The 24,944-nt window shown below is 36.7% G+C and carries 22 protein-coding genes; 13 read left to right on the top strand and 9 right to left on the bottom strand.

Going from position 1 to position 24,944, the window contains the following annotated elements:
- Positions 1-238 precede the first annotated feature (238 nt).
- On the top strand, positions 239-3,580 hold the full coding sequence (locus tag ACKI2W_RS05960) for a hypothetical protein (protein WP_407380209.1): 3,342 nt from the start codon (positions 239-241) through the stop codon (positions 3,578-3,580).
- A gap of 13 nt (positions 3,581-3,593) precedes the next feature.
- Here the strand turns inward: ACKI2W_RS05960 and ACKI2W_RS05965 are convergent, their stop codons facing one another.
- A complete protein-coding gene (locus ACKI2W_RS05965) occupies positions 3,594-4,148 on the bottom strand; it encodes a hypothetical protein (RefSeq protein WP_407380211.1) in 555 nt (184 codons plus the stop codon).
- A 225-nt stretch (positions 4,149-4,373) separates the two neighbouring features.
- Between ACKI2W_RS05965 and ACKI2W_RS05970 the strand changes: the two genes are divergently transcribed.
- The 10 genes from ACKI2W_RS05970 (at position 4,374) to ACKI2W_RS06015 (ending at position 14,503) form a co-directional block, all read left to right on the top strand.
- Complete coding sequence (locus ACKI2W_RS05970; RefSeq protein ID WP_407380213.1) at positions 4,374-5,177, top strand: DUF169 domain-containing protein; 804 nt, start codon at positions 4,374-4,376, stop codon at positions 5,175-5,177.
- Between the two features lie 556 nt (positions 5,178-5,733).
- Positions 5,734-6,474 carry a hypothetical protein gene (locus ACKI2W_RS05975; protein WP_407380215.1) on the top strand — a complete coding sequence of 247 codons (741 nt, stop codon included), beginning with the start codon at positions 5,734-5,736 and terminating at the stop codon, positions 6,472-6,474.
- Positions 6,475-6,476: 2 nt separating this feature from the next.
- The gene (locus ACKI2W_RS05980) at positions 6,477-6,929 is read left to right on the top strand and encodes a MarR family winged helix-turn-helix transcriptional regulator (protein ID WP_407380217.1); all 453 of its coding nucleotides are present in this window, start codon (positions 6,477-6,479) and stop codon (positions 6,927-6,929) included.
- An 84-nt stretch (positions 6,930-7,013) separates the two neighbouring features.
- On the top strand, positions 7,014-7,553 hold the full coding sequence (locus ACKI2W_RS05985) for a glutathione peroxidase (protein WP_407380219.1): 540 nt from the start codon (positions 7,014-7,016) through the stop codon (positions 7,551-7,553).
- A gap of 9 nt (positions 7,554-7,562) precedes the next feature.
- A complete protein-coding gene (gene trxB / locus ACKI2W_RS05990) occupies positions 7,563-8,471 on the top strand; it encodes a thioredoxin-disulfide reductase (protein ID WP_407380221.1) in 909 nt (302 codons plus the stop codon).
- A gap of 114 nt (positions 8,472-8,585) precedes the next feature.
- Positions 8,586-9,416, top strand: a complete 831-nt coding sequence (locus ACKI2W_RS05995) for a zinc-ribbon domain-containing protein (RefSeq protein ID WP_407380224.1) — start codon at positions 8,586-8,588, stop codon at positions 9,414-9,416.
- Between the two features lie 78 nt (positions 9,417-9,494).
- Positions 9,495-10,895: a radical SAM protein gene (locus tag ACKI2W_RS06000; RefSeq protein ID WP_407380226.1), complete on the top strand. Its 1,401-nt coding sequence runs from the start codon at positions 9,495-9,497 to the stop codon at positions 10,893-10,895.
- Positions 10,892-11,692, top strand: coding sequence for a nitroreductase family protein (locus ACKI2W_RS06005; protein ID WP_407380228.1), 801 nt, complete (start codon positions 10,892-10,894; stop codon positions 11,690-11,692). Before ACKI2W_RS06000 ends, ACKI2W_RS06005 begins: the two co-directional genes overlap by 4 nt.
- Before the next feature lie 43 nt (positions 11,693-11,735).
- Positions 11,736-13,919, top strand: coding sequence for a hypothetical protein (locus tag ACKI2W_RS06010; RefSeq protein ID WP_407380230.1), 2,184 nt, complete (start codon positions 11,736-11,738; stop codon positions 13,917-13,919).
- An 8-nt stretch (positions 13,920-13,927) separates the two neighbouring features.
- Complete coding sequence (locus tag ACKI2W_RS06015) at positions 13,928-14,503, top strand: flavin reductase family protein (RefSeq protein ID WP_407380232.1); 576 nt, start codon at positions 13,928-13,930, stop codon at positions 14,501-14,503.
- A 14-nt stretch (positions 14,504-14,517) separates the two neighbouring features.
- On the opposite strand, the gene ACKI2W_RS06020 is transcribed toward ACKI2W_RS06015, so the two are convergent.
- From ACKI2W_RS06020 to ACKI2W_RS06055, 8 genes are all read right to left on the bottom strand, one after another.
- Positions 14,518-14,766, bottom strand: coding sequence for a hypothetical protein (locus tag ACKI2W_RS06020; protein ID WP_407380234.1), 249 nt, complete (start codon positions 14,764-14,766; stop codon positions 14,518-14,520).
- A 2-nt stretch (positions 14,767-14,768) separates the two neighbouring features.
- Positions 14,769-16,001: an FprA family A-type flavoprotein gene (locus ACKI2W_RS06025; RefSeq protein WP_407380236.1), complete on the bottom strand. Its 1,233-nt coding sequence runs from the start codon at positions 15,999-16,001 to the stop codon at positions 14,769-14,771.
- 45 nt (positions 16,002-16,046) lie between these two features.
- Positions 16,047-16,841 (bottom strand): TrmB family transcriptional regulator, encoded by a 795-nt coding sequence (locus ACKI2W_RS06030; RefSeq protein ID WP_407380238.1) that lies wholly within the window; start codon positions 16,839-16,841, stop codon positions 16,047-16,049.
- A gap of 107 nt (positions 16,842-16,948) precedes the next feature.
- Positions 16,949-17,419 (bottom strand): pyridoxamine 5'-phosphate oxidase family protein, encoded by a 471-nt coding sequence (locus tag ACKI2W_RS06035; RefSeq protein ID WP_407380240.1) that lies wholly within the window; start codon positions 17,417-17,419, stop codon positions 16,949-16,951.
- A gap of 39 nt (positions 17,420-17,458) precedes the next feature.
- Complete coding sequence (locus ACKI2W_RS06040; protein ID WP_407380242.1) at positions 17,459-18,187, bottom strand: flavodoxin family protein; 729 nt, start codon at positions 18,185-18,187, stop codon at positions 17,459-17,461.
- Positions 18,188-18,189: 2 nt separating this feature from the next.
- Entirely contained in the window at positions 18,190-18,813 is a 624-nt protein-coding gene (locus ACKI2W_RS06045) for a TetR/AcrR family transcriptional regulator (RefSeq protein ID WP_407380244.1), read from the bottom strand.
- 102 nt (positions 18,814-18,915) lie between these two features.
- The gene (locus ACKI2W_RS06050) at positions 18,916-19,881 is read right to left on the bottom strand and encodes a carboxypeptidase-like regulatory domain-containing protein (RefSeq protein WP_407380246.1); all 966 of its coding nucleotides are present in this window, start codon (positions 19,879-19,881) and stop codon (positions 18,916-18,918) included.
- Between the two features lie 46 nt (positions 19,882-19,927).
- Complete coding sequence (locus ACKI2W_RS06055; protein WP_407380248.1) at positions 19,928-20,758, bottom strand: HIRAN domain-containing protein; 831 nt, start codon at positions 20,756-20,758, stop codon at positions 19,928-19,930.
- Positions 20,759-20,832: 74 nt separating this feature from the next.
- Between ACKI2W_RS06055 and ACKI2W_RS06060 the strand changes: the two genes are divergently transcribed.
- Entirely contained in the window at positions 20,833-22,281 is a 1,449-nt protein-coding gene (locus ACKI2W_RS06060; protein ID WP_407380250.1) for a dihydrolipoyl dehydrogenase family protein, read from the top strand.
- A 69-nt stretch (positions 22,282-22,350) separates the two neighbouring features.
- A complete protein-coding gene (locus ACKI2W_RS06065) occupies positions 22,351-24,510 on the top strand; it encodes a hypothetical protein (protein ID WP_407380252.1) in 2,160 nt (719 codons plus the stop codon).
- Positions 24,511-24,944: the final 434 nt, after the last annotated feature.

Consider the following 24,944-nt stretch of genomic DNA (forward strand, 5'->3'; position numbering starts at 1 on the left):
GTATCATTCTCTAACTTTTTGATTTCCGTTTGAATCTCGGAAATAATCCCAGGATATTCTTCAATTAATGTTTGATTAGACATGATTATAATATTTATAATCAATAGTATTTATAATTTTCAGTGTCGAGTACTATAATCACTGATTTTAGTAAAGCTTTTTTATACATTATTAACATACATTTATATAATGATTAGCTTATTTTTTCAATAATCATTAAAAAAATGAGGGATTAATAATGAAAATTAGCAAAATACTTTTATTTTTAATATCATTCGTTTCACTGATATTAATTATATCCTCAGTTAATGCGGCCGATTTGGATAATGAAACTGTTTTTGAAACTCCAGCGGATGACAATGTTCTTTCAATAGAAGTTGGAGCCGGAGATTTCGCCAGTTTGGAAAATGCAATCGGCATGTCAAGAACTATTGAGTTAACTGGAGATATCACTCGTACAAGCAGTGACCGGGACATAAACATTTATGACTACAGGAATGTCACAATAAACGGTAACGGTCACACAATAAATGCAAACAGACTTGGTAGAATCTTTTTCGTGCTTCCGGGAGGACAGCTCACATTAAACAATGTCAAATTGACTAACGGTTATCTGGCATCAACTTTGGCTGAAGACTTCGACGGAGGCGCTATTCTGAATATGGGAACGCTCACTGTCACCGACTGTCAGTTCACCAATAATTTCGCCCGTAACGGCGGAGCCATTGCAAGTGACAGTATGGATGCTGCAGTCACATTGTCCGGAACCAACACCTTTTCCAGAAACAGTGTATGGCAGGACGGTGGAGCCATTTCCAACCAGTTCGGATCCAAGTTAGTCATAACCGGAAAAAATACTTTTGATTCAAACAGCGCCTATTTCACAGGCCAGACAACCATAACTGTCGATGAGGGAAAAGGAGGTGCGATTTTAAACGCATTTGCATCCCTTGAAAATCCAAGGATAAAATCCTCTCTTTACATGTCAGGGGAATCTATCTTCAACAACAATGAGGCAAATTCCGACGGAGGTGCTATTTTCAACCACCAGGCCGTTGCCAATGTAACCGGAAAAAACACTTTCACAAACAATAAGTTAAGGTATGCAACCAGTAAAGGCGGAGCAATAAACAACGAAAACGCAACTTTCTATTTAAGCGGGGAAAACCTCTTCCAGTCCAATGCAGCTTACAGGGGAGGAGCTATAGACAACAATCTCTTCCTCTCCACATTCACCATGTCAGGTAAAAATATCTTCAGGGAAAACAGAGGCAGTCTTGGAGGAGCAATAGCCAACCAGCAGTCAACAAGACTGGACATATATGGTGAAAACATATTCGAATCAAATAAGGCTGATTACGGCCAGAACGTTGGCGGAAACAATATCGGAGGTGCAATCTTTTCATACAGCGGATATCTCAATATCGATGCCAACAATATTTTCACCAAAAACTCTGCTCTGGGAGCCGGAGGTGCAATATACTCTGCAAATAACAATGTGGCAATTAAAGGAACAAACACCTTCACTCAAAACTCCGCACCGACTGGAGGAGCACTGATTTTCCTTGATTCAACACGTGTTGACATTTTAGGTGAAAACGTATTCGATTCAAATACAGCATCTTCCACTGCAGGTGCCATCAGAGCAAACAACGTCAAGGAACTGATTTTGGGCAATCACAATTACTTCTCAAACAACAGGGCATCCCACAGCGGAGGAGCTATTTACACCCAGAACTCAGTGCTTAACACTCAGGGAGCATTATATGAAAGCAATTCTGCCCAGTACGGCGGTGCAATATTTTTGGAAAATACAGCATTTGCAGGTAACTACAATATTTTCAAAAACAATTATGCAAGCGCAACCGGTTCAGACATTGAATCCTATCAAAGCTCAATAAACAGCCTTGAATATAATTACTGGAATTCACAAAACAAGGTAGCGCAAAACAACATCCACAATTATGACGTTTCAAATATAAGGACATGGACTGTAATTGACTTTACAATACCTTCCCAAATCAAACAGAACACAGACACTGAAGTTGTAAGATTCAAAACAAACACTTTCACCAATCTCAACGGTGAAATGCCTATGTATGGCGTTGCAGCATCTCCAAACTTCAATCCGTCAACTGTTATAATTAAAAATAACGTCGGAACAAGCCAGTACACAGGCCCTACCGGTCAGGTAACAGTAACTGTGTCAAGCTCCAATTTCGGCGGATCAAAAGCGGTCAATGTCATTGAAGGCAAATCAAAAACCAAACTTACAGGAAACAATGTTATCCTGAATGATTCTTCACAAAGCGCAAACTATGAGGTTGTACTGAGCGATGCCAGCGGAAAAGCGCTGTCAGGCAAATCTGTTTCAATTACCGTTGACGGCAGGAAATACACCAAAACCACCAACAGTCAGGGTAAGGCTACTTTGACTTTGAATGATTTGGAAAATGGTTACCATGAAATCGTCTCAAGTTATGCCGGTGAAACCAATTATTACGACTCAACCACCAAAAACAGCATAGTATGTCTTTTCTCCAACCAATCAAATACCAATATTACCGGAAGCGATTTTGAAATGTATTACAAGGATGGTTCCAGATATTACGTTACCCTGACCGATTCCAATTCAAATCCTCTCGCTTCAAAAAATGTCAAGATTTATATCAATAATAATGCATATGACAGGGTAACCAACAGTGAGGGAAAAGCATCCATTGCAATCAATCTTGATGCCGGTGAAGCCAATATCCTTTCTGTCTTTGCAGGTGATGATGAAAACGAATTCGCATATGTTGAAAACACAATTACCATAAAAACCACGATTTTCGGAAATGACGTCGTAAAGTATTACAGAAATGCAACCCAGTACTATGCCAAGTTTTTAGATTCAAACGGCAATCCTTTGAAAAACACTGCAATAACCTTTAACATAAACGGTGTGATGTATACAAGAAACACCAATGCAAGCGGTATTGCCCGTATGAACATTAACTTGAACCCTGGAGTTTATGTTATCACCGCAATGAATACCAACGGTGAAATGAACAGTAATACAATCACTGTACTTTCATTCCTTCAGGGTAATGACTTGACAAAATATTACAGAAACGACTCACAGTACTACATCAAGGTATTGAACGATGACGGAACTCCGGCAAAGGCCAACGATACTGTTAACTTCAACATAAACGGTGTATTCTATAAAAGGGCGATTAATGCAAGCGGTTATGCCCGTATGAACATTAATCTTGATCCGGGTGTCTATATCATCACGGCAGAGTATAACGGTTTGAGATATTCAAATACAGTCACTGTACTGCCTGTACTGTATGGAAATGACATTACCATGAAATATAGGGACGGAACCCGTTACAGAGTTAAACTGATTGACGGTCAGGGAAATCCTATGGCCGGTAAACTTGTCGGATTTAATGTAAATGGTGTATTTTATGAAAGGACAACTGCCAGTGACGGTTATGCGTCTTTAAATATTAATCTGATACCTGGAAAATACATCATAACATCAATCTATGATAGCGCAAGAACGTCCAATCAAATTTCAATAAGCATGTGAGGATATCATTTCCTCATATTATTTTTTTATATTTAATTTTTCTGTTTTCACGTTTTCTTGAATCCATATCCACCAGATCATAGACCAGTCTGTTTTTCAATAAAAATCTCCAGGTCTTGTAGGTCTCTTTTACAAAATCATCATTCAATTTTATATTGTCCTTTATTAAGGGGCACCTGTAGGGATACTGGCTGTCATCAAAGATTAAATGAAAACGCCTGTCCTTGGTGATGTGGGGAATCAATGGAAAAGTCCTGCACTGGATGGGTCTTATTTCACGCTCGCAGTTAGGCGGATTGGTGCACTTTACCGTGTATACTCCATCCTTCCATGAATGGGGATATTTTATTTCGCTGATTTTGAAGTGTTTGAGTTCAAAGGATTTGCTGTTTTCATAAAGTGTCTCTTCGCCCGGAAGCAGATAGATTATCAAATCATCATTTGGAAACTCCTCGCTGTCATAAACGCAGCAGATTTCTCCGCAGAGCTTTCCGCAGTCATAATCAACCGGTGAGACTTCATTGAGCTTTTCATGAATTTTTCTGATGTTTTCTTCAGTGATTTCCATTGATTAATATTTTGTCGGATAATCTTTATAGCATTTGCCATTCGTTTAGTTGAAAGTATGGTTAATTATATTGGTTTTATTATTTTAAACATATGAATTATTAATGCTATAATCATTTTGTTCGTGTTTAATTAAAAATTCTGTAATATTTTGTATTGTCATGTATGGATAAAGTAAAAAATTTTATTAGTTTCATTATAAAATATTAAATCAGAGGTTATTGAAATGGAAAGTTATATTGCTAATGAAATGGGATTAAAATTTCCGCCAATTGTTCTTTTAAAATCAGATGAAAAACCTTCTGATGCAAAAGGACCTAAGCCGGGCCGTGGCGGATGTGTGATGAGCTTTGTTGCACAGACTATTGCAAAAAGAATCACCACATGTTTTGGCCGTGAAAACATTACCTGCGGCGGAATCGCAACAGGATTCGGTTGGGGAGACGGATTTTCCACACAGGAGGATATGGATTTTCAGGCCACATTTCTTTCATGCGGACTTGAGTCAGCTCCCGATAAGGAAGCCTATCAAAAGAGACTGGACAGGATGCCCAGAGTAAGTGAAATGTTTCTTGAAGGCGAAAGGATTTATGCTGACTTTGACACGGCCATAACAAACATCAAAAACCGGCCAGTATATGATGATGGTCAGTATGTGATTTTCAAGGCAATTGAAAATCTTGAGGAGGGCGATATTCCAAAATCTGTTATATTTACCCTAAATCCCTTGGAGCTGACTGCCCTTATTCAGATTAACTCCTCTTTCAGGACAAAGGATGCCTATTTATTGACTCCTCAGGCATCATCATGCCAGTCCATAGGTTCTTTTGTATTCGAGCAGGATGAAAGTGATGATCCAAAGCCTATTTTGGGGCCGATTGATTTTGCAGGCAGGTCAAAGACAAGACATTTCATTCCGGATGAGTATCTGACATTGTCAATGCCTTGGAAGCTTTTTTTAAAGCTTGAGGAAGTAAGCAAGAAGAGTGTTCTTCAGACTGAACTTTTTAGAAATTATTTGAGAAAATAATTTCTCTTTTTTTATATCTTTTTAGCATGTTTGCATAATTTTTATTCATTTTTTCACATTTATTTTGAAATTTAATATTATTAATCATTTATTCATTTTAATGGGGGTTTATTTTTACTGTGAAAAAACTTTTTTTACAATCTGAAACAATTTTACTCGCTAAAAGCAATATTATAATCGAAAAGGCTTTAAATTAGTTAAAATGAATTATAATCAATTTTTCCCACAAATCCGAATAATATATATGGAAGTTAATAAAATTTAATAAATAGAATTATTTTAATAATTCAAAGTGAATTATTTTTTCACTAAAAAACCATGGTATATAAAATCAATGTCTCGGGGATTTTGTGGGATTTTTAATCTCACATTAAGGCATTGATTATAAATAACGCTTTTTTTGCAGTAAACTTAAAGAAAACTGCAGTAAATTATCTCACAGAAAACCATATGATGTTAAAATCAATGTTTAAGAGATTTTTTCAATCTTGGCCATATGATTCAAATACCTGATTGTTCAATTAATTTATTAAAGATTAATAATATAATACTGATTATGTTGAACAGTCCTCCAAGTGATGATTCTTATCAGGTTGTCAATGCATTGTTTTCAAAAGGCTTTTTCAATGACTATGAAATGTCTGTAAATTCGCTTTCATTGACCGTTTTGGAATTAATCAGAAAAGGTTATATCAAAGTTGACATTGACTGTGATGAATCATATTCCATAGGCAAAAAGATTAAGGATAAGGATTTGAAAGTAATGAACGCCATTAACTTCAGAATCACTTCCAAATCCGGTGATTTAAAGACTTCCGAGGTCATCGCTACCAGTATGCTTAAAACAGTTAACAAGTCTAAAAAATTCAACCTGAAAAGCATGTACAATCAGATAAAGACAACTTCTATTGCCAACAAGTTCAAAAGAGACTATCTGAAATATGTCAGGATTCTTGAAGGCGAAAACGACTACTCTTCAAAGGAATATAAGGACATTCTGGCCGAATCCACACTGTCCGATAAAGGAAAGGATTTGAAAAGGCAGTGGAAGGATTATTGCAAATATCTGAAAAGCGAAAAATGCGGAGATTTTCATCTTATCTGTGCATGCTGCTTTAACATCGAACGGGATGTTGAATGTGAGGATTCACAGTTATCTGATTTCATTGATAAGGACGGTTATAAAATGCTGAATGTTATTTTTAAGGAGGCATTGTCTAATGCCCGTGAAAAATCAAAGGGTGACGGTATATTTTATGACATCAACGACAAGTATACCATTCCGGGAGGCGGATGATTATGGTTGAGGAGAAGTGGAAGGAAGACAGGATTATGTTTACTCCATTGAATCTCTATATGGAGTATATCCTTTTGAGCTACAACAATTATCTTAAAAACAATCTGGAGGATGTGGACATCACATACGGTGAGCTGACCTATATCTACTCCATAATGTATTACGGGCCAAGTTCACAGAGGCAGATGGCTGAAAGATTGTATGTAAGCGAGGCAAATGTTGCCAAGATGATAAAAAAGCTTGTAAATAAGGGACTTGTAGAAAAGCACAAGGACGAAAGAAATAAAAGCAGAAATGTTGTTTCATTAACGAAAAAAGGTGAGGAGGCTCTTGTTAAAATCAACCTTTTAACTTGCGGCTGGGAGAGAAATATTACAAGGCAGCTGTCCAATGAAAAATTAGCTGATTTAAAGGAAATGCTGTATCAATTGACCTTAGAATCTGCCGATTTGTAATCAGTTAACTTTATATAATAATTGTTATAAATATTTAGTCAAGCCTTAACTTGGTTAAGTCTATATTTTTAGTAGGTGAAAAACATGTCAATTTATGATTTTGAAGTAAAAGACGGAGAAGGAAACACAGTAAGCCTATCCGAATACAAAGACAAAGTATTGTTGATTGTAAACTCAGCAACAAAATGCGGTTTCACTCCGCAATACACTGAACTGAATGAAATTTATGCAGAATTTAACGAACAGGGATTTGAAATTCTGGATTTCCCATGCAACCAGTTCGGAAATCAGGCACCTGGTGAAACCTCAGAAATCAAGGAAGTATGCCGCAACAAATGGCTGGTTCCATACGCAATATTCGATAAGATTGACGTCAACGGGGAAAATGCAGATCCGTTATTCGAGTACCTTAAAAACGAACAGCCTTTCAAGGACATCACCGGAAAAGGTGCAACAAAACTTAAGCTTGTCTTAAAAGCTGTTGACAGACATTACAAAGACAACAATGACATCAAATGGAACTTCACCAAGTTTTTAGTGGACCGTGAAGGTAATGTTGTAAGAAGATTCGAGCCGACTGAAGATTTGGCCGATGTAAGAGATGCCATAAGGGATTTAATTTAGAGGTAAAATATGGAATATGACATTATAATTATCGGAGCAGGTCCGGGAGGCCTTACCGCAGGAATCTATGCGGGACGTCAGGGAACCAAAAACCTGATTGTAGACCGTGGCCTGGCAGGCGGAATTGGCCGTGAAGTTCCGCAAATGGAAAACTATCCGGGATTTGAAAGCATTTCAGGTCTGAAGTTAGTTGAAACCATGAAAGAGCAGGCAATGAAAAACTGCGAGCTTCATGAAAATGAGGACGTCACCGAAATCATCAAAACTGACGGCGAATACAGATTCATTGTTAAAACCGACAAGGCAGAATATAAGTCAAAAACCATTATACTGGCCACCGGAAGCTCACACAGACATCTTGACGCTAAAGGTGAAGATGAATTTCTTGGAAAAGGTGTCAGCTACTGCGCAACATGCGACGGATTTTTCTTCCAGTCAAGAGACATAATCATGGTTGGCGGAGGAAACAGCGCACTTCAGGAAGCCCTTTACCTTAAAAACCTTGGAGCTAACGTTACCTTAGTCCACAGAAGGGATGAATTCAGAGCCCAGAAGCACCTGCAGGACATGGTTGAAAAGGAAGGCATTAATGTCATCTACAATGCAACGGTCGAAGAGATAAAAGGCAACATGCTTGTGGAGTCAGTTGTCCTTAAAGATACTCAAACAGGAGAATTGAGTGAAATGCCGGTAAACGGAATTTTCATAAGCGTAGGATATCTTCCCCACACTGAACTTGCCACTCAGCTCGGTGTCGATTTGGATGAATCCGGCCACATCATAATAGACAAGGACCAGAAGACCAATGTGGATTACGTATATGCCGTCGGCGATGTATGTATAGGCCTGAAACAGTGGGTTGTGGCATGCGGTGAAGGTGCAGTGGCCGCAACAACGGCTTTCAACGAAATCAAATAAAACAGCTAATTTTTTGAAGTATTAATTTACTTCTCTTTTTTATATATTTCAATTAAATTACTATAAACTTATTAATTAATGATTTACAATATATTAATTAGGAGGTATATTCTTATGTCTAAGTATTGTAAATCTTGTGGTAAAGAAATCGATGATGATAGTCAATTTTGCCTTTATTGTGGAGAAAAAGTTGATGATATTGTTAAAGTACAAAAACATGATGATGGCAGTTTTATAAATAAATTACCATTAATTCTAGCTGTAATTTCTATTATAATTGGAATTGTTGAAGTTCTTTCTACTCCCATATTGATGGGTTATGATTCAATTGCAATTGCAGGTTTAGTGGCAGTTGTTGGTGGAATACTTGGTATCTATTTCTTAATTAAACTAGATGAACCCTTGGTTACAGCAATTCAATTTATTGTTGTTGGTGCATTAATCTTCTTGTTCATTGGAAGATTCGGAGAAATTTCCACAATACTGTTTATCATAACCGCTATAGTCACATTATATGTTGAAGGCACTCATATTCACAATAAAAAATTAGTTCTAATACCTATTGCGATTATTATAATTTTATTTTTAATTTTAATCATTGGTGGAGTTGCATATAATATCAATGCAGAAAATTCAATAGCTGTTGGAAATATAACTAATGATATTTCTTATAGTTATGGTTATTGGGATGGTCATGTAAAAGGAGATATCCATATTGATACTTCATTTGATTATTTATGTGTTAACGTAAATTTCTATGATCAAAATAATAAAATTCTTGATTCAACAATAGGGTGGAATGAGTTAAATCCAACATCTGGAAAAACATATACTTTTGATGCAATGTATTTCAAGGATACTCAACCGGCAAAAGCAGAAATTATCGTCACTGATACATCAGATTCTTCAAATATATTGTATACTGAAAATATAACTTTGAATTAAAATTATATTTTCTATTTTTCTATTTTTTTAAACTTTATTAACCCTTTTGACCAAATATAATATTTGTAGGAGATTTCAATGAATATTATATCTCAGATTAAAAGCAAGTTCAATAAAAAAGAGGAAAGAACAGTAATCGAACCGCAAAGGGAAGAAATGCTATTTGATGCTGTCAATATGGATATAAACAATACATGCAACCAGAGATGCCGGTTCTGTTTCAGTTCCTTTTGGGACAAGCCTGTAAATATGGATGCGGACACTTTCAGAAAAATGATTGAGGTTCTTCCCCTGGTCAGGGATTATGCAGGCGGAGGATACGGCTTTTACATTTCATGTATCTATGAGCCTACAATCAACCCGAATTTTATAGAATGTCTGAATTCACTTCCCGAAATGGCTAAAAGGAAATGCTTTTTTACTACAAATCTGGTAAGGCCAATGGATGAGGAATATATAACAGATATGATTTCGGCCAATGTGGGCCTTATTAACATCTCAATAGAAAGCCTCAGGCCTGAGCGCTTCGAATACATTACCCAAAACAAGAAATTCCACCATTATCACAACAATCTCAACATGCTGGAGAGGATTTTAAAAAATAGGGATGATTTGCCACAGTTCAGATTCATCACAATGCTTCTTGAGGAAAACAGTGATGAAATAATTGATTTAATCAAGTATTGCCAAGAACACTTCCCGATAATGTCTCATGAGATAAGAACTCCATATATATCCGTTTATGACAATATGAAGTGGAATGAAAGCCAGCTGATGTCAAAGCAAAAAGTTGAAAAACTTACAAATGAAATAAAATCTCTTGGATATCCTGTGGATATGGACATCAAGTCAGTTGACGATTTGGAGATTCTCGATGATGCTCCTGACGAGTCCTGCGGTGAAGAAAACAAAACAGATTTTTATGCCGAGGCCAGAAAAAGATTTTCAAAGGTTGAAGACTATGAATACCTCTTTTTAAGAATCAATCCCGATGCAACATGCATTGACAAGATTCATAACGAGCCGATTCCAATTTCAAGGGATGATTCCCGCAAATTCTTTGAGGATAAGCTTTTTGAATTATACCTGAATAAGGCAAAAGCCTCATATTGCGATGATTATGCTGAGATTAATCCAACAGACGGTGACGCTTTCATATTAATAGACAAGCTTTCACGAAATGATGCATATGTCGAGTTCACCGGATGGTGCTGTCCCGACAGGAAAGTTGATACAGACAGATTAATCATCAGATTAACAGGAGATAATGGAGATACCCACTATTATCACGCATCAACAAGAAAAAGGCCTGATGCAGATGAATTCAAAGGAAAAAGTGAAGGCTGGTGCGGCGGATTCACCACATATATTGAAAACGATTCATTAAAAGACAGTACCTATTCAGTGGATCTGCTCTACGAGGATACATCAGGTAAAACGATACGCTATAGCTGGGAGAATCTGGTGGCGATATCATGAAACATTTGATAATTGACGCTGAGAAATGCGTAGGATGCGGAATCTGCAAATCGGTCTGCATAAGGGACAATATTGAAATAATTGACGATATTGCAGTTGACATTGAAAGCAACTGTTTTGACTGCGGCCAATGCTCAACAATCTGCAAGCAGAATGCGATAGTCCTTAAGGCATATCAGGACCAGATGGATCGGATTGAGGAGTACAATCCCCGTGAAATTCCCGTTTCATATGATGATATGCTGCAGTTTCTAAAGCAGAGAAGGACCTGCAGATGGTTTAAAAGAAAAAAGATTGATAGTGAAACATTTGAAAAGCTTATGGAAGCGGCATATTACAGTCCGAACAGGCAGAATATTCAGGACGTTGAGTTCGCTGTAATTGATGAGAGACTGGATGAGTTCATAAGCCACGTTTACGATATCATAAGCGTAAAGGAAGATGAATTTTTCAGAATCAGACAGCTTGGGGATTACTTAAGGGATGAGGCAAGAGATCCTAAAAGACATCCTCTATTGTGGGAAGGAAAACAGCTGATTTTAGCATTTTCAGAGGCTAAAACCGATGCGGTTATTGCAATGACTCGTCTGGAACTTCTTGCATACACATTGGGGCTTGGAGGATTTCATTCATTGTTTATAGGCATGGCTGATGAGGTAAACCATGAAAAGCTAATGGAATTTTTTCCTGAAATAGATAAAAACAAGCATATGTATGCCGCATTCATCATAGGTTATCCTCGCGTCAGATACAGGCGAACCAGACCTCACAAGCAAATCAAATTAACTTATATGTAAACTTTATTAGGAATAATAAATAAAAATCAATCATAGTGATTTGATGATTGATTTTAGTAAAAGGGAATTAACGTTAAGTGCAATTTTTGCTTTAATATTTTCTGCACTTCTTGGAATATATGTATCGATAGTTGAAAATTCATATCTTTTCTATGAGCTTGACGGGATGGACTATCTGAATGTCCTTGCTTCAGTAATATCTATCAAGCAGATTATAGTCTTTTTTGCAATCCTTTTTGTTATATTTCTAATTTTGAGCAATGTCAAATCACGAAGCAGTGTTTTGGAATTCATTTACAGAAACAGAATATTGCTTTCAGTCTTATTGTTTATAGCATGCGTAATTCTTGAAATCCACGGTTCATCCATTGGAGTCATAACCTTTGGAGCGGAACCTCACAGATCACTTCTGGGAACTGTCAGATGGACAAAAACTGATGAATATGCAATCAATACAATGTTTGCTTTTTCCCAGTACCATAACGGATTCGGATACATCTCAAATATCATAAGGGCATTTCCAACCGATGTATTTGTAATCGGTGAGCTGCCTATACTTGACCCTGCAGTCATTTTCAAGCCTTTCCAATGGGGATATCTCTTCTTATCACAGGCAAAAGGCCTTGCGTTCTGTTGGATGGGTCGTTTGATTGCGCTTTTTGTAATATCATTTGAATTTGGGTTATTATTGACCAGAAAAAACAGGATACTGGCTCTTGCATATGCAGTTCTGCTTACATTTTCACCGCTTGTTCAATGGTGGTTCGGTGTAAACGGATTAATCGAAATGTTTGTCTTCGGACAGCTTTCAATACTGATTCTTGACTGGTATATGAACATATTAAGCTATTCAAAAAGATTTTTATGCATCATAGGTCTGGTTTTCAGCCTTGGCGCATTCACCCTTTCACTTTATCCTGCATGGGAAGTTGCCCTGGGATACGTATTTCTTGCAATAGCTGTATGGATAATCCATAAAAACTGGAATGATTTTGAAAAATCAAAAATAGACATATTATACACATTGATATTCGCTGCATTGTTTGGACTGTCAATGTTTTATGTTCTTACAAAGTCATCAGAGGCAATCGCCATCCTAAGCAACACTGTTTATCCTGGATTGAGGCTTTCAACCGGAGGAGCAGATTTCTACTGGCTGAGCGGTGACCCGTACATTTACTTCGATTATATGAGAAATGTATTCGAACCTTTAAAGCCGACCCAAATCATATCAAGGGTGAGCATGAGCTACTGCATTTCATTTTTCCCGCTCGGTCTGATACTCTTTGGCCTAGTCCAGTTTGTCCAGAAAAAAAGGGATGCTCTTTTATATTTGCTGATTATTGCATATGTGATTTTACTGTCATTTTATCTGTTTACTTTCCCGGAAACTTATGCAAGACTCACATTGCTTGGAAAAACCCAGCCTTCAAGGCTGTTTGCAATCATTACATTCATTGATTTGCTGATATTGATAAGGGCAATGAGCATATCAGACAGGATAGACTTTTCAAAAGTCACAGACAAGTTGCCTTTAATAATAAGCTTTATTTTGGTTGGAGCAATGCTTGTTCTGGCATCAACACATCTGGGAGAGCGCTTCTATTCACTTCCAATTATGCTGATAGCGCTTGTGATATTTACCGCAAGCTTCTACTTTATCCTTAAAAGCCCTGACAACAGAAAAGCCCAGATTGGATTTTTATGCTGCGTTTTAATAATATCAGTTCCTGCCGGAGCAATGGTCAATCCGGTGGAGATGGGTACAGATTACTTCTTTGACAATCCGGCACTTACTGAAATCGCATCGATTGTAGAATCCAATCCGGATGCGATATGGGTTGTTGACGGTGATGTTCTCCAGATTTCAGCTCCAACAAGCGTAGGTGCGCGTACGCTTAACTCAGTCAATCCTTATCCTAACTTTGACATGTGGTCCAAGCTTGATCCTAACGGTCAGTCAAGGGATATCTACAACAGATACGCACTGGTTCAGATTGAACTTGTCAACAATACTCCTACGACATTTGACTGCGGAGACGACCAGTACAGCATCAACAAGTCAGACCAGGTAAACATGGCGCTTAATATTAATGACCTTGAAAAGCTCAATGTAACCTATGTCATCTCATCAAAGAATCTGGAGCAGTTCTCAAATGACAATATGAGCTTTATCAAGACTTATGAGTTCAATGCTTTAAAAATCTATGAAATCAGATACAAATAGGGGTTAAAATGAAAGTAAATGTTAAAAATCATACGATGATGTATCCGGCACCTGCCGTTGTTGCAAGCGCTTATGACGAAGAGGGAAACGCCGATGCATGTACGCTGGCCTTTGCTACAATGTGTTCCCATCATCCTCCGGCAGTGATGATAGCAATCAACACAACACTGAAGAGAAAAACCCTGAAAAGCATATTGCATTCAGGGGAGTTCTGTCTTGCATATCCGAGCGCTGAACACGTTGCGGAAGTTGACTATCTTGGAATTGAATCAGGATATAATGCGGACAAACTGGCCAAAATAGCTTTTACCCACCAAAAGGGCGAAAAGGTAAATGCCCCTATTATAAATGAATTCAAGGTGTCCGTTGAATGTAAGGTAATGCATATTGCCGAGGTCGGATCCCATACACAGATAACAGGTGAAATCGTTAACGTGCAGGCCGATGAAGATGTAATCACAGATGGAAAAATAGACTTTTTAAAACTTGATCCTCTTGCATATGACGATATAACTCATTCATATTATAAAACTGGTGAAAGAATATCAAAAGCCTTCAAAGCGGGTCTAAAATATAAGAAATAAAGAGTTAAAACTCTTTATATTCCATATTTGAATTTGATTCTGTATTCTTGGTTAATTGATTCTGTTGAAATGTATTCTCCTTTAACTATATCAGAGATTTTAGCAATGTCCTCTTCGGAGATATTGTTGTCGTCTGACAAAGGTAAAAAGAATGTAATTTCATCATCAACAATCAGGTAGTTTAGCAATTTTGCTTCTCTTTTTTGGTATTTACCAATAATGTCTTCTATTTCTTTTTCTATGTTTTTGTCTAAATTTGTCATATTCATCCCTTTATTGATTTTGCAAGTTCTACACCTTTTTGGAAAGCTTGTGATAATATGTCTTCATCAGGTACAAAAGTAACATCCAAAGTGTCAAAAATTGTAAATCCTGCACTTTCCAAATCGCTCTGGAGTTTAGCAACAGCACCTCCTCCCCATCCTTTGGATGAAAAGATCAGTGCATTTTTCTCGCTTGTCGTTCCTTTGAAGTTAAGGCAATTCAACCAATACATTATATTTCCAATACGCGGGAAAGGCTTGTTCATCATGGTAGGAGCACCTAATGCAATAGCTTTACTGTCTAGAATGTCATTCACTACCTCAGATTCCCAATCCTCCTGCATGAAGTATATTTTGGCTTCAACGCCCTCACTCATAATTCCTTCAGCTATTTGATATGCTAATTTTTCTGTTGAATGATGCATAGTGTCATAAATTATGGTGATTTTGTCTTCACAAACGCCTGTTGCCCAGTCAGAATATGCATTAACTATTTTGGAAGGGTCTTTCCATATTTGACCATGGCAAGGAGCAATCATCTTTATTTGTTCAACAATTCCTGCATCAGTCAATTCCTGAAGTTTCATTCTAAGCATAGGAGCTCCCAGAACAACAAGATTAGCATAGAATTTTTTAGCTTCATTCATAATGAATGCCTCATCATAGTCCTCAGCATATCTTTTAGACATACACACATGCTGACCGAATGCATCATTTGAGAATAATATTCCTTCTTCATTCAGCATTACAAACATACTGTCTGGCCAATGAAGCATCGGGGCAGATACAACAGACAAAGTCTTGTCTCCCAAATCAATTACATCGCCTGTTTTTACAGTTGTTATTTCAACATCACTGTAATTATGATATTGCTTTTCTAAAAATTCAGCCCCTTTAGGGGAAGCATATACTTCAGCATCACTGAATCTATCAATTGTTTCCTTTAGTCCAATAGAATGGTCAAGTTCAGTGTGATTTTGTACAAATACGTCAATTTTCACTTCACGGCCTTCTTTGGCAAATGCATCTTCAATTCTGGCATTCAACTGATCAATCATGCCATCGGAAAATACATTGTCAATCAATGCTACTTTTTCATTTCCAAATACGAGATAACAGTTGTATGTGGTTCCAGGTATTGCAAAGCCATGGAAACTTCTTGTATTCCAGTGCAATGCCCCTACCCAGTATACACCTTCTGCTATTTTTACAGTTCCGCTTTCATAATTTTTCACCTTGTTTAAGTATTTTAAATTATTTTAATAATATAAGTTGTGTAACTAATTATGTGTAAAATGTGAATTGTTCAACATATTGAACTGCTTAAGAAAATAATCGTTCAGATTGCTGCAGATGTTTTCGTATTGGTTGCATACTCCAACTGCAGTGTGGGGGATTATTGAATTGTTTTCTTCGCTGAAATCAACGAATGTTCCAAAGACTTCTTCACCGTCTCTTATTAATAGTTTAATCATTGGCAAGTCTGCTTTGACAATTTTTAAATTATCTAAGTTAGAGTTTTTAAATAATTTAACAATTTCAATTTTTTCATTGCTACAATAGCATTTTTCATTAGCCAGAATCTTAATTTCAACATTTTTTGGAAGTTTTTTAAATGCTTTCAACATTTCTTCCCCTTCATTTTCAAGTAAAAATCCAAGTCGGACGGTAATTGATTTTTTAGCCTTTTTAATTACTTCCATTTCTTTTTTGATTATGTCTTCATTGGAATGAATCAGCCATACTGGAGCTCTTACTTCAGATATCTGATTATCATATAATTTCTGAAGTTCCTCTTCACATTCATCTAATTCTTGGATAATTTCATTTTTTCGTTTTTTGATTATTGTCTTAGGTTCAATAACCCTGTATTGGATAGGCCTTTTTCTTTTTACTTCAACGAATCCTTTCTTTTCTAATTCATTCAAAATGTCGTATATTCTGGAACGTGGTAACTGAGATATCTGCGCTATTTCATCAGCAGTTCCTGAAATAATCTTATTGATTCCAATATATGTTAATGCTTCATATCTGTTTAATCCAAGTTTTTTCAAGGAATTAATTAATTTCTCCATATAAATTGCCTTCTAAAAAATCTATAATTAAAATTTTCCTTTGAAAAATAATAAATATTTTGTAACTAATTATATGCAATAAGTGAAAAAGTGATGGTGCAGGTAATTCATTTTTCTACAACTTTTTTACCGCTCATGTGCTCAACTGTTATTTCAAAGACTTCAGTCTTTTCAAGCAATCTTTTTATTTCATCAACGGTCTCCTCATGTGTTGGGAAAAATTTATCACCCAGATGAGTCAGTTTATCAATTTTCTCATCATTTTCTGTTAATGTCCTGATTTTTCCAAAGACAATTACGCTTTTGAATGTATACCACCATTCCCCTTCATTTCTGACGCCTTTATCAACAACACAATATGATACTTTTGAATTGTTCTCGACAGCATCGTTTTTATGTCCCTTTTTTGCGCCGTGGAAATATATTTTACCGTCAACGTAAACGTGGCTCATCGGAAGGGCATAGGGATAGTCATCATCTCCGATTAACGCCAAAACTCCTCTAGGTTCGTTAATCAGTATGTCAATGCATTCCTCTTCTGACAGTTCCTGTTTTTTTCTTCTCATCTTTCTAAACATATTATTACATATATCAAAATGATTTAATAAGTTTGGTGATTATATTACTCTTTTCATTATATTAAACATTATTCTTGAGAAAATCCTTTTGAAAAAACCAAGTTTGACATCCGGTGAAAAATCATTGTTGACTAAGCCTGTTTCAAACCAGAATTCCTTATCTGCTTTAATTGGGTCATCTGTAATGGCCATTGCCTTCCACACATCAAAAAATATGATATCTCCCAATTTGGGTGAATGCATTTTCCCGGATTCAACATCCTTTCTAAATTTCCGGGAAGTTTTATCGATTTTGGATGTTTCAAGAGAATCTTTTCCTCCGCATTGAATGGCAATCTTATAGACTTTGTTGACTCCCCAGTGCCTTAATGTCTCATCAAGGTAATTTGCCACTTTTTTGTGTCCGGCTCCGGCGGTGGACACTACAACCAGCGCCTTTTTGGTGAAAAATTCCTGCCTGTGATATAAGTATGCCGTATGGTCAATGAAATTCTTCAATAATGCTGTCACATTCATGGCATAAACTGGTGATGTGATTATAATGCCGTCGCATTCTCTTAACTTTTCAATGATATCATTGATTTGATTGTAATGAGGACAGTATTTCTCGCCGTTCATTATGCAGTTTTGACATCCCCTGCATAATGCAATATCCTCTTTAGATAAATGTATTTCTTCAAAATTGCCTTCGAGATTGCTTTTGACCTGTTCAACTATTGCCCAGGTATTTTTCTTTCTTGGAGATCCGTTAATTATTAGATAGTTCATTTTCACACCGCTTTAACTGAATTGTAGATTAGTCTGATTTGATTTTTTGATTTTTCACCTAACTTTTTAAGAAATTCCTCGTCATCTTCCGGATAATCTATCATGAAATGCTGATATATCAGGAAAAATCCGTAATAATAGAATGATTCCGCCAGCTGTTTTGAATCGCAATCCTCTTTTATCAGCTTTTTTGCTTTCATAAGTTCAAACAGCTGACACCATCCGTTAACCGGCGTTTCAATCATTTCATTTTTTAGAAAACGACAGATCTTTTCATTATGATATGATTCGATTAGGATGAGCCTTGTAATCTTCATCATGTTCGGACTCTTCAATTTGGACATGTAAAGCTCCAAGCCTGCATTATAAAAGTAATCGAAGTCAACGTCCAGGTTTTCTTCAGCTTTTGACAGGGGAATCTCATCATTTGTCATTTCATTTATATAGAATTCAAGAATGGCATCCAAAATGGATTCCTTGCTTTTATAATGGTTATATATTGAACTTTCCTTTATTCCTACTTCTTCTGCAATTTGGCGTATTGAAACGCCGTCATATCCATATTTTGAAAACAAATCTATGGAACTATTGAAAATCTTTTCTTTGGTACTTAACATAATAATCATTAACTAACACTTGTTAGTTATATTATCTGGTTAATGAATATTAAAACTAACGGTTGTTAGTTAAAAATAATTTCAAAAAAAATAAGAAATTGGTTTTAATTTTTAATAAAACCTTTTAACAAGGTCATGGTCGATAACAAAACCATGAAGGTGCCATATTCTTGAAAAAGAATCTCCATTATAGCTTAATGTATATAAATAATCCCCTGATGGAAGATTAATGCTGTTGTGTCCGTCGGTTATGAAAATTCCATCACCACCTGTTTTGAATTCATATATTGCTCCATTGATATTGATGCTTATGGATGCATTAGCTAAACCTTCTCCCTCACCGTCAAGCACTCGGGCACTAATTACGCCGGAACCGATTTCATTTACCGGATAAAACATCAGTGTAGGCTTAACTATAATCTTGTTTGAGACCTTACAGCCATTATATTCTGTTGTTATGATGTAATTTCCAGGCTGCAGGTTAATATTCAATTTAGCTACTCCTTCAGCATTTGTCTGGCGGGTATAGAAAACACCATTAATATTGAATGTTACATTTTCTCCGGCACCTGCAGGTTTTCCTTCCTTATTCAGGATTTTAACAGTGAACTGTGAATCGTTTTTATAGAATTTGGTCAAATCATTGTTTTCTATTATTGAAGGCAGTACTGTAATGGTATTTGTATTTTTGATAATGCCGTAATATGTTGTAATTGTATAGTTTCCAGGGTCTAAATTAATGTTCAGCTTTGCCGTGTTATTCTGAATAGCCCTGTAATATAGAATGCCGTTTACTTCAAATATCACTGATTGAGGTTCAGTTAATGGGACAAGAATGACCTGACTTTGAGAATTTTCTTTAATTATCTTTGCACTGAATTGTGAATCATTTTTATATATTTTTGTCAGGTTATCTGTCTGTAGAGATACTTTTGGAGTTTCTAAAGTTACAGGATCTTTAAATTCTGTCTGATCATAATCTGCTGTTTCATTTACCGAATCTTCAATTGCTGAAACGGCTGAAATGGAAAATAATATTAAAATCAGGCATGAAAAAAATAATATTTTTTTGTTCATGTAATCACCTGTAATATTTTTATTACTTATATATATATAAAGATGACTATTTGATGATTTTGGCAATGACATATTCATCCAAATAAACAAAGAGTATTTCGGCCTTGCTGTTATCATCAATCATGCCTTTTATCTTGGTTGCGCTTCTGAGCTTATCAAAAAGAGTATATTCGCTGTTTGCAACATAACCTATTTTATCATTATCCAAATAGACTGCAATCGCATCGCTGTCATGTTCATTTTCAGGCTCTTCAACCAGTCTGACAACATCTCCGGGCCTTGGAGTATAGCCGTGATAATAGCTTCCGGTAATATTAATCAATGTATCTGGGGTATTCTCCAGATAGTCAAGCTGTCTTTGAAATTCATTTAATTTATCGAATTCCTTATATGCTATCAGATAATTCTTTCTTGATTCAACCCTTTCACCCATTGATTCAAGAACTTCAGCCTTTAAGAAATAGAATTCGCCGGAATCTTCGCTTTCGGGCAAGATGTCAAGAGCACTATCAATCAGCTCCAAAGCCTTGTCATATTTCAAATCGGGAAAATAGGATACCTTTGCCCATTTATAAAGGGAATTGATCTTATTTAATAAAGCTTCATCATTTCTATCCAATCCTAAAGCCTTATCAAATGATTCAACGGCACTTTCATATTCGCACAGGTTATCGAGAACGATTCCCTTAAGCTTCCAGTTTTCATAACTGGTGTCCTCTTCAAGCATATTGTCAATTAATGTGAGGGCTTCATCATATGAGTCCTGATTCATCAGATATTCGACTTTGGATGTTTTTGAAACCTTGAATGTGGACTGATATGTATTGTCGGCGTCACTTTTAGAGGAATCTTTGTGAAGATAGTCATTACTTTTCATCAATAGAATGTATTGTTCTGATTTCTAATATATTTATAAGATTTCAAACAAATATTTAAATAAGAGGTTAATTCATGGATTACGATATAATTTATATTGGAAGCGGAAATGCATCATGGCAGGGTGCACGTTTCTTAAGAAAGGAAGGTTTCAGAATACTGATTGTTGAAGAAAGCTTGTATGGCGGAACATGTGCAAACAGAGGATGCAACTCAAAGGCGCTTCTGGACGCCCCTTATGAAATCAAGGCCCTTGGAGATAACTTTGAAGGGGTTGGAAAAGCGGGAAATTTCGATGTGGATTGGCCGGCACTGATGGAATTCAAAAGAAAGAGGATTGCAAACATGGCACCTTTCCTCGACGGCAAGTTTGAAGAGTATGATTTGGATGTTGCCCACGGTAAGGGAGTCATCATCGATGAGCATACCGTTCAGGTGGGTGATGAAAGATACACTACAGAAAAGATTGTCATATCCACAGGACTGAAGCCTGTCATCCCAGATATTGAAGGAAAGGAATTTCTCCATGACAGCACAGATTATCTGGACATTGACGAGCTTCCAAAGCATGCGATAATTATCGGAGCGGGTTTTGTTGGAATGGAGTTTGCATCCATACTTGCAGAGGCAGGCCATGAGGCCGACGTCATCATAAAGGGAGACATGGCTCTGAAGTATTTCCACCAGCCATATGTCCAGAGGGTCATTGACATATTAAAGCAGAAAAACATTCGCTTCCACTTCAACCAGCAAATTAAGGCGGTAAAAAGCAATGTGGAGATTGAAAACCCTGAAGCAAAGGTTTTAAATGTTGAAAAAGCACTGAACTCAGATGAACTTTTAAGGGATCCCGAAGCCAAAATAGACAATAAGGCTTATGAAAACGGATTTACAGTCATCTGTGAAAGCGGCCTCAGCATAACCGGAGACTATGTCGTTGCGGCCATGGGAAGGGAAGCTAACGTTGAAGGCATCGGCCTTGAAAATGTAGGCCTTACATACACCAAAAATGGAATTAAAGTCAACGGACACCTCCAGAGTGAAGTTCCAAACATTTACGCATCAGGTGATGTTGCAGATACAGGTGTGGCCAAACTGGTAACTGTCGCAATACATCATTCAAAATATCTTGCAAAGGAGCTTTCCGGTGGTGCTGGTGAAATAACATATCCTGTCGTTCCTGCTGTTGCATATACCATTCCAAGAATAGCTACGGTAGGTGTTCCGGCCTATATTGCACAAGAGTCAGATGAATATGATGTCCACACAATAAGATATGGAAATTCATACTCACTTGAGCTTAAAAACGACACGACGGCCGAAGCCAAGGTTATTGTAGATAAGGATTTGCAGATTGTAGGTGCTGAGATATATGCTGCCGATGCGGAAAATGTTGCTAACATGTTCGCATTCATCATAAATAAGAAAATAACCCTTGAAGAGCTTGACTACATGATATATGCATTCCCTTCAAGCAGTTCGGTTTGTCTTTATAAACTGCATAATATTCACTATGATTTGTAGTTTACCAATAATCTTTAATATCATTTCAAATATATCTTATATATAATAGAAAAATGGAGTGTTTAGATTATGAAAAAGCAATTTATATTAATTTGCTCTTTATTTTTAATTTTATCAGTTACAGGCGTTTGCGCCAGTGATGATTTTAATTTGGATGATTCATCATTTGACGGTGATATTCCTTCAAACTCGATATTGGCCCTACAGAATGATGATTGTCTAGCGGCAAATGAATCCGTATCAATTTCCGCACCTAACGTAACCAAGTATTGCGGGGGTTCTGAAAGATTTCAGGTAAGCCTTTCAGATGGCGATAACAATACCCTTTCAAATAAAAGTGTTCTTATTTCAATCAATGGTGTGGATTATGCAAGAACCACCAATTCACAGGGAAGCACTTCCCTAGCTCTTAGATTGAATCCTGGAGAATATCCTGTCACAGTATCCTGCGGCGATACTGTTGTAAATTCAAATGTGGTGGTTTTATCAACGATTAACGCAAGTGATATTGTCAAAATGGACAAGAACGCCACACAGTATTACGCAACTTTCCTTGATGGAAGCGGAAAGTATCTTGCAGACGGAACCACAATCAGATTCAACATCAATGGAGTGTTCTATGACCGCAAGGTCAGGGATGGTGAAGGTCTGGCTAAATTGAACATCAACCTCAATCCTGGCCAGTACGTTATCACTGCAATGAATCTTGAGACCGGCGATTCCATCTCAAACATGATAACTGTCCTTCCTAAGCTGATTGAAAACAGTGATCTCACCAAATACTATAAAAATGCAACCCAATATACATTAAAGGTCCTGGATGATGAGGGAAATGTTGTTGGTGCCGGTGAAACTGTCACATTCAACATAAACGGTGTTCTCTATAACAGGATGACCAACAAGGACGGAATTTCCAAAATGAACATTAACCTAAATCCCGGAGATTATATTATAACCGCTCAGGTTAACGGAAGCTTCGTTTCAAACAAAATCAAGGTCCTGCCTATTTTGTCAGCAAGTGATCTGATTAAATATTACGGCAATTCAGAAAGGTTCGTTGCAACTCTTGTTGATGGTCAGGGAAACATTTGCCCTAACCAGAGTGTATCATTCAACATTAATGGTGTTATTTATAACAGGACAACCGACAAGAACGGTCAGGCAAGGCTTAACATAAACCTTCTTCCTTCAGAATACATTATAACCTCAATGTTCAACGGATCAGCAATTGCAAACAATGTCATAGTCAAGCCGGTAATGGTTTCAGTTTATGACATCATCAACGCAGCTTATGAGCTTAATTCATACTATGAGAAAAATCACAGATTCCCTGATAGTGTTAAAGTTCCTTTTTATGGATTTACAATGCCTGAATTCTTCTATATGATGAACAAGGCTATTTCTCAAATAAAATCTTCAAATTTCTCTGAAATTAGAATTATTGAAGGTGTCGGCGGACCTGACGCATCAGGTGAAAGTACAGTCAGCGCATGTCTTGTCAAAAGGGATGAGTTTGCAGGTATTGCCGATAAGCTGGCTTCACAGATTGCCAAGGACAAAAAGGTTCCGGCCACTGTCGACACTTCTATGGGCAAGCTCAAGTTCAATGACTACATGGTAGTATCCACACGCATATTGTCATTCTATCATGATTATAATGCAAATTTGGCAGATTACGTTACCTTTGTTGATGACGGCGCATTTAAAAATTTTGCAAATCCTTACGGCATTTCAGGCAAAAATGTTTATATTGATGCCGATGGAGGTTCAGACGATAAAAAATGGGACCTTGCAAGAGTATTGACCGCTGCCGGATGGAACGTTAAGGTAGGTCAGACTGACAGTAATTCACATTACAAGGATTACTTCAATACTCCGGCTAATTATGTTCTAATTAACATCTACAACGGTTTCTGCGCAGGAACCATAAGGGAACTTGCTTCAAGCTATATTCAAAACGTTTTAAGATCCAAGAATGTTGTCTGTGTACCTGTATGGGACACTATCAATTGGACAAACCCTGACGGAATGGGTCCTTACAGATATGGGGACTTCTCAGGCTATTCTGCAAAAAGGGCTTGGGATGATAACTTCAGCATAACTGATCCTTACATCAGCAATGTTGCCCAGTACTTGGCTTCAAACAACATCAAATACTGTTCATATCCGACCACTGAAGGTCTTGCATATCAGTTCCTTCATGGCGGTGCTGTTCAGACTATGAGCTAAACAGGCCTCAATGGCTTGTTTATTTTTACTTTTTATTTTTTTTCATCTATATTTCAATTATAATTAATCATTGTTTTTGCATTGATATCAATAAAATTAAAAATATGATTGATTATTTTTATAGTAATGAATTTTGAATTGATTTGCTTTATCATAAATTAATTTATATTGACTTAAAATTTCATGAAAAATACTGGTGTGGAAATATGGACAAAATTGTATTTAAAGATACACATGATTTTGAAAGAAAAGATTTTCTGTGGGATGGTCTTCAGGTTATTTTTCCGATAAACTTGTCATTGCAATGAAAAACTTTGAAAAGGTATTTTCCACATGGGATAGATAAACTGGTAGGTTTGATTTGTGCAATGGATGATGGAGTTATGACTGATGAAAATTGCGGCTTTGAAAAGGCTGATGGTGCAAGTCCAATG

The organism is Methanobrevibacter sp., assembly GCF_045603845.1.
Classification (GTDB): Archaea; Methanobacteriota; Methanobacteria; order Methanobacteriales; family Methanobacteriaceae; genus Methanocatella.

Excerpts from the sequence above, each read along its gene's own strand:
- ACKI2W_RS05980 (WP_407380217.1), top strand. The coding sequence starts at position 6,477 with ATGGTTGAGGAGAAGTGGAAGGAAGACAGGATTATGTTTACTCCATTG.
- ACKI2W_RS05965 (WP_407380211.1), bottom strand. The coding sequence starts at position 4,148 with ATGGAAATCACTGAAGAAAACATCAGAAAAATTCATGAAAAGCTCAAT.
- ACKI2W_RS06020 (WP_407380234.1), bottom strand. The coding sequence starts at position 14,766 with ATGACAAATTTAGACAAAAACATAGAAAAAGAAATAGAAGACATTATT.
- ACKI2W_RS06000 (WP_407380226.1), top strand. The coding sequence starts at position 9,495 with ATGAATATTATATCTCAGATTAAAAGCAAGTTCAATAAAAAAGAGGAA.
- ACKI2W_RS06030 (WP_407380238.1), bottom strand. The coding sequence starts at position 16,841 with ATGGAGAAATTAATTAATTCCTTGAAAAAACTTGGATTAAACAGATAT.
- ACKI2W_RS05975 (WP_407380215.1), top strand. The coding sequence starts at position 5,734 with ATGTTGAACAGTCCTCCAAGTGATGATTCTTATCAGGTTGTCAATGCA.
- ACKI2W_RS05995 (WP_407380224.1), top strand. The coding sequence starts at position 8,586 with ATGTCTAAGTATTGTAAATCTTGTGGTAAAGAAATCGATGATGATAGT.
- ACKI2W_RS06065 (WP_407380252.1), top strand. The coding sequence starts at position 22,351 with ATGAAAAAGCAATTTATATTAATTTGCTCTTTATTTTTAATTTTATCA.
- ACKI2W_RS06015 (WP_407380232.1), top strand. The coding sequence starts at position 13,928 with ATGAAAGTAAATGTTAAAAATCATACGATGATGTATCCGGCACCTGCC.
- ACKI2W_RS05960 (WP_407380209.1), top strand. The coding sequence starts at position 239 with ATGAAAATTAGCAAAATACTTTTATTTTTAATATCATTCGTTTCACTG.
- ACKI2W_RS06040 (WP_407380242.1), bottom strand. The coding sequence starts at position 18,187 with ATGAACTATCTAATAATTAACGGATCTCCAAGAAAGAAAAATACCTGG.
- ACKI2W_RS06010 (WP_407380230.1), top strand. The coding sequence starts at position 11,736 with ATGATTGATTTTAGTAAAAGGGAATTAACGTTAAGTGCAATTTTTGCT.
- ACKI2W_RS06045 (WP_407380244.1), bottom strand. The coding sequence starts at position 18,813 with ATGATTATTATGTTAAGTACCAAAGAAAAGATTTTCAATAGTTCCATA.
- ACKI2W_RS06055 (WP_407380248.1), bottom strand. The coding sequence starts at position 20,758 with ATGAAAAGTAATGACTATCTTCACAAAGATTCCTCTAAAAGTGACGCC.
- ACKI2W_RS06060 (WP_407380250.1), top strand. The coding sequence starts at position 20,833 with ATGGATTACGATATAATTTATATTGGAAGCGGAAATGCATCATGGCAG.
- ACKI2W_RS06005 (WP_407380228.1), top strand. The coding sequence starts at position 10,892 with ATGAAACATTTGATAATTGACGCTGAGAAATGCGTAGGATGCGGAATC.
- ACKI2W_RS06050 (WP_407380246.1), bottom strand. The coding sequence starts at position 19,881 with ATGAACAAAAAAATATTATTTTTTTCATGCCTGATTTTAATATTATTT.
- ACKI2W_RS05970 (WP_407380213.1), top strand. The coding sequence starts at position 4,374 with ATGGAAAGTTATATTGCTAATGAAATGGGATTAAAATTTCCGCCAATT.
- ACKI2W_RS06035 (WP_407380240.1), bottom strand. The coding sequence starts at position 17,419 with ATGTTTAGAAAGATGAGAAGAAAAAAACAGGAACTGTCAGAAGAGGAA.
- trxB (WP_407380221.1), top strand. The coding sequence starts at position 7,563 with ATGGAATATGACATTATAATTATCGGAGCAGGTCCGGGAGGCCTTACC.
- ACKI2W_RS05985 (WP_407380219.1), top strand. The coding sequence starts at position 7,014 with ATGTCAATTTATGATTTTGAAGTAAAAGACGGAGAAGGAAACACAGTA.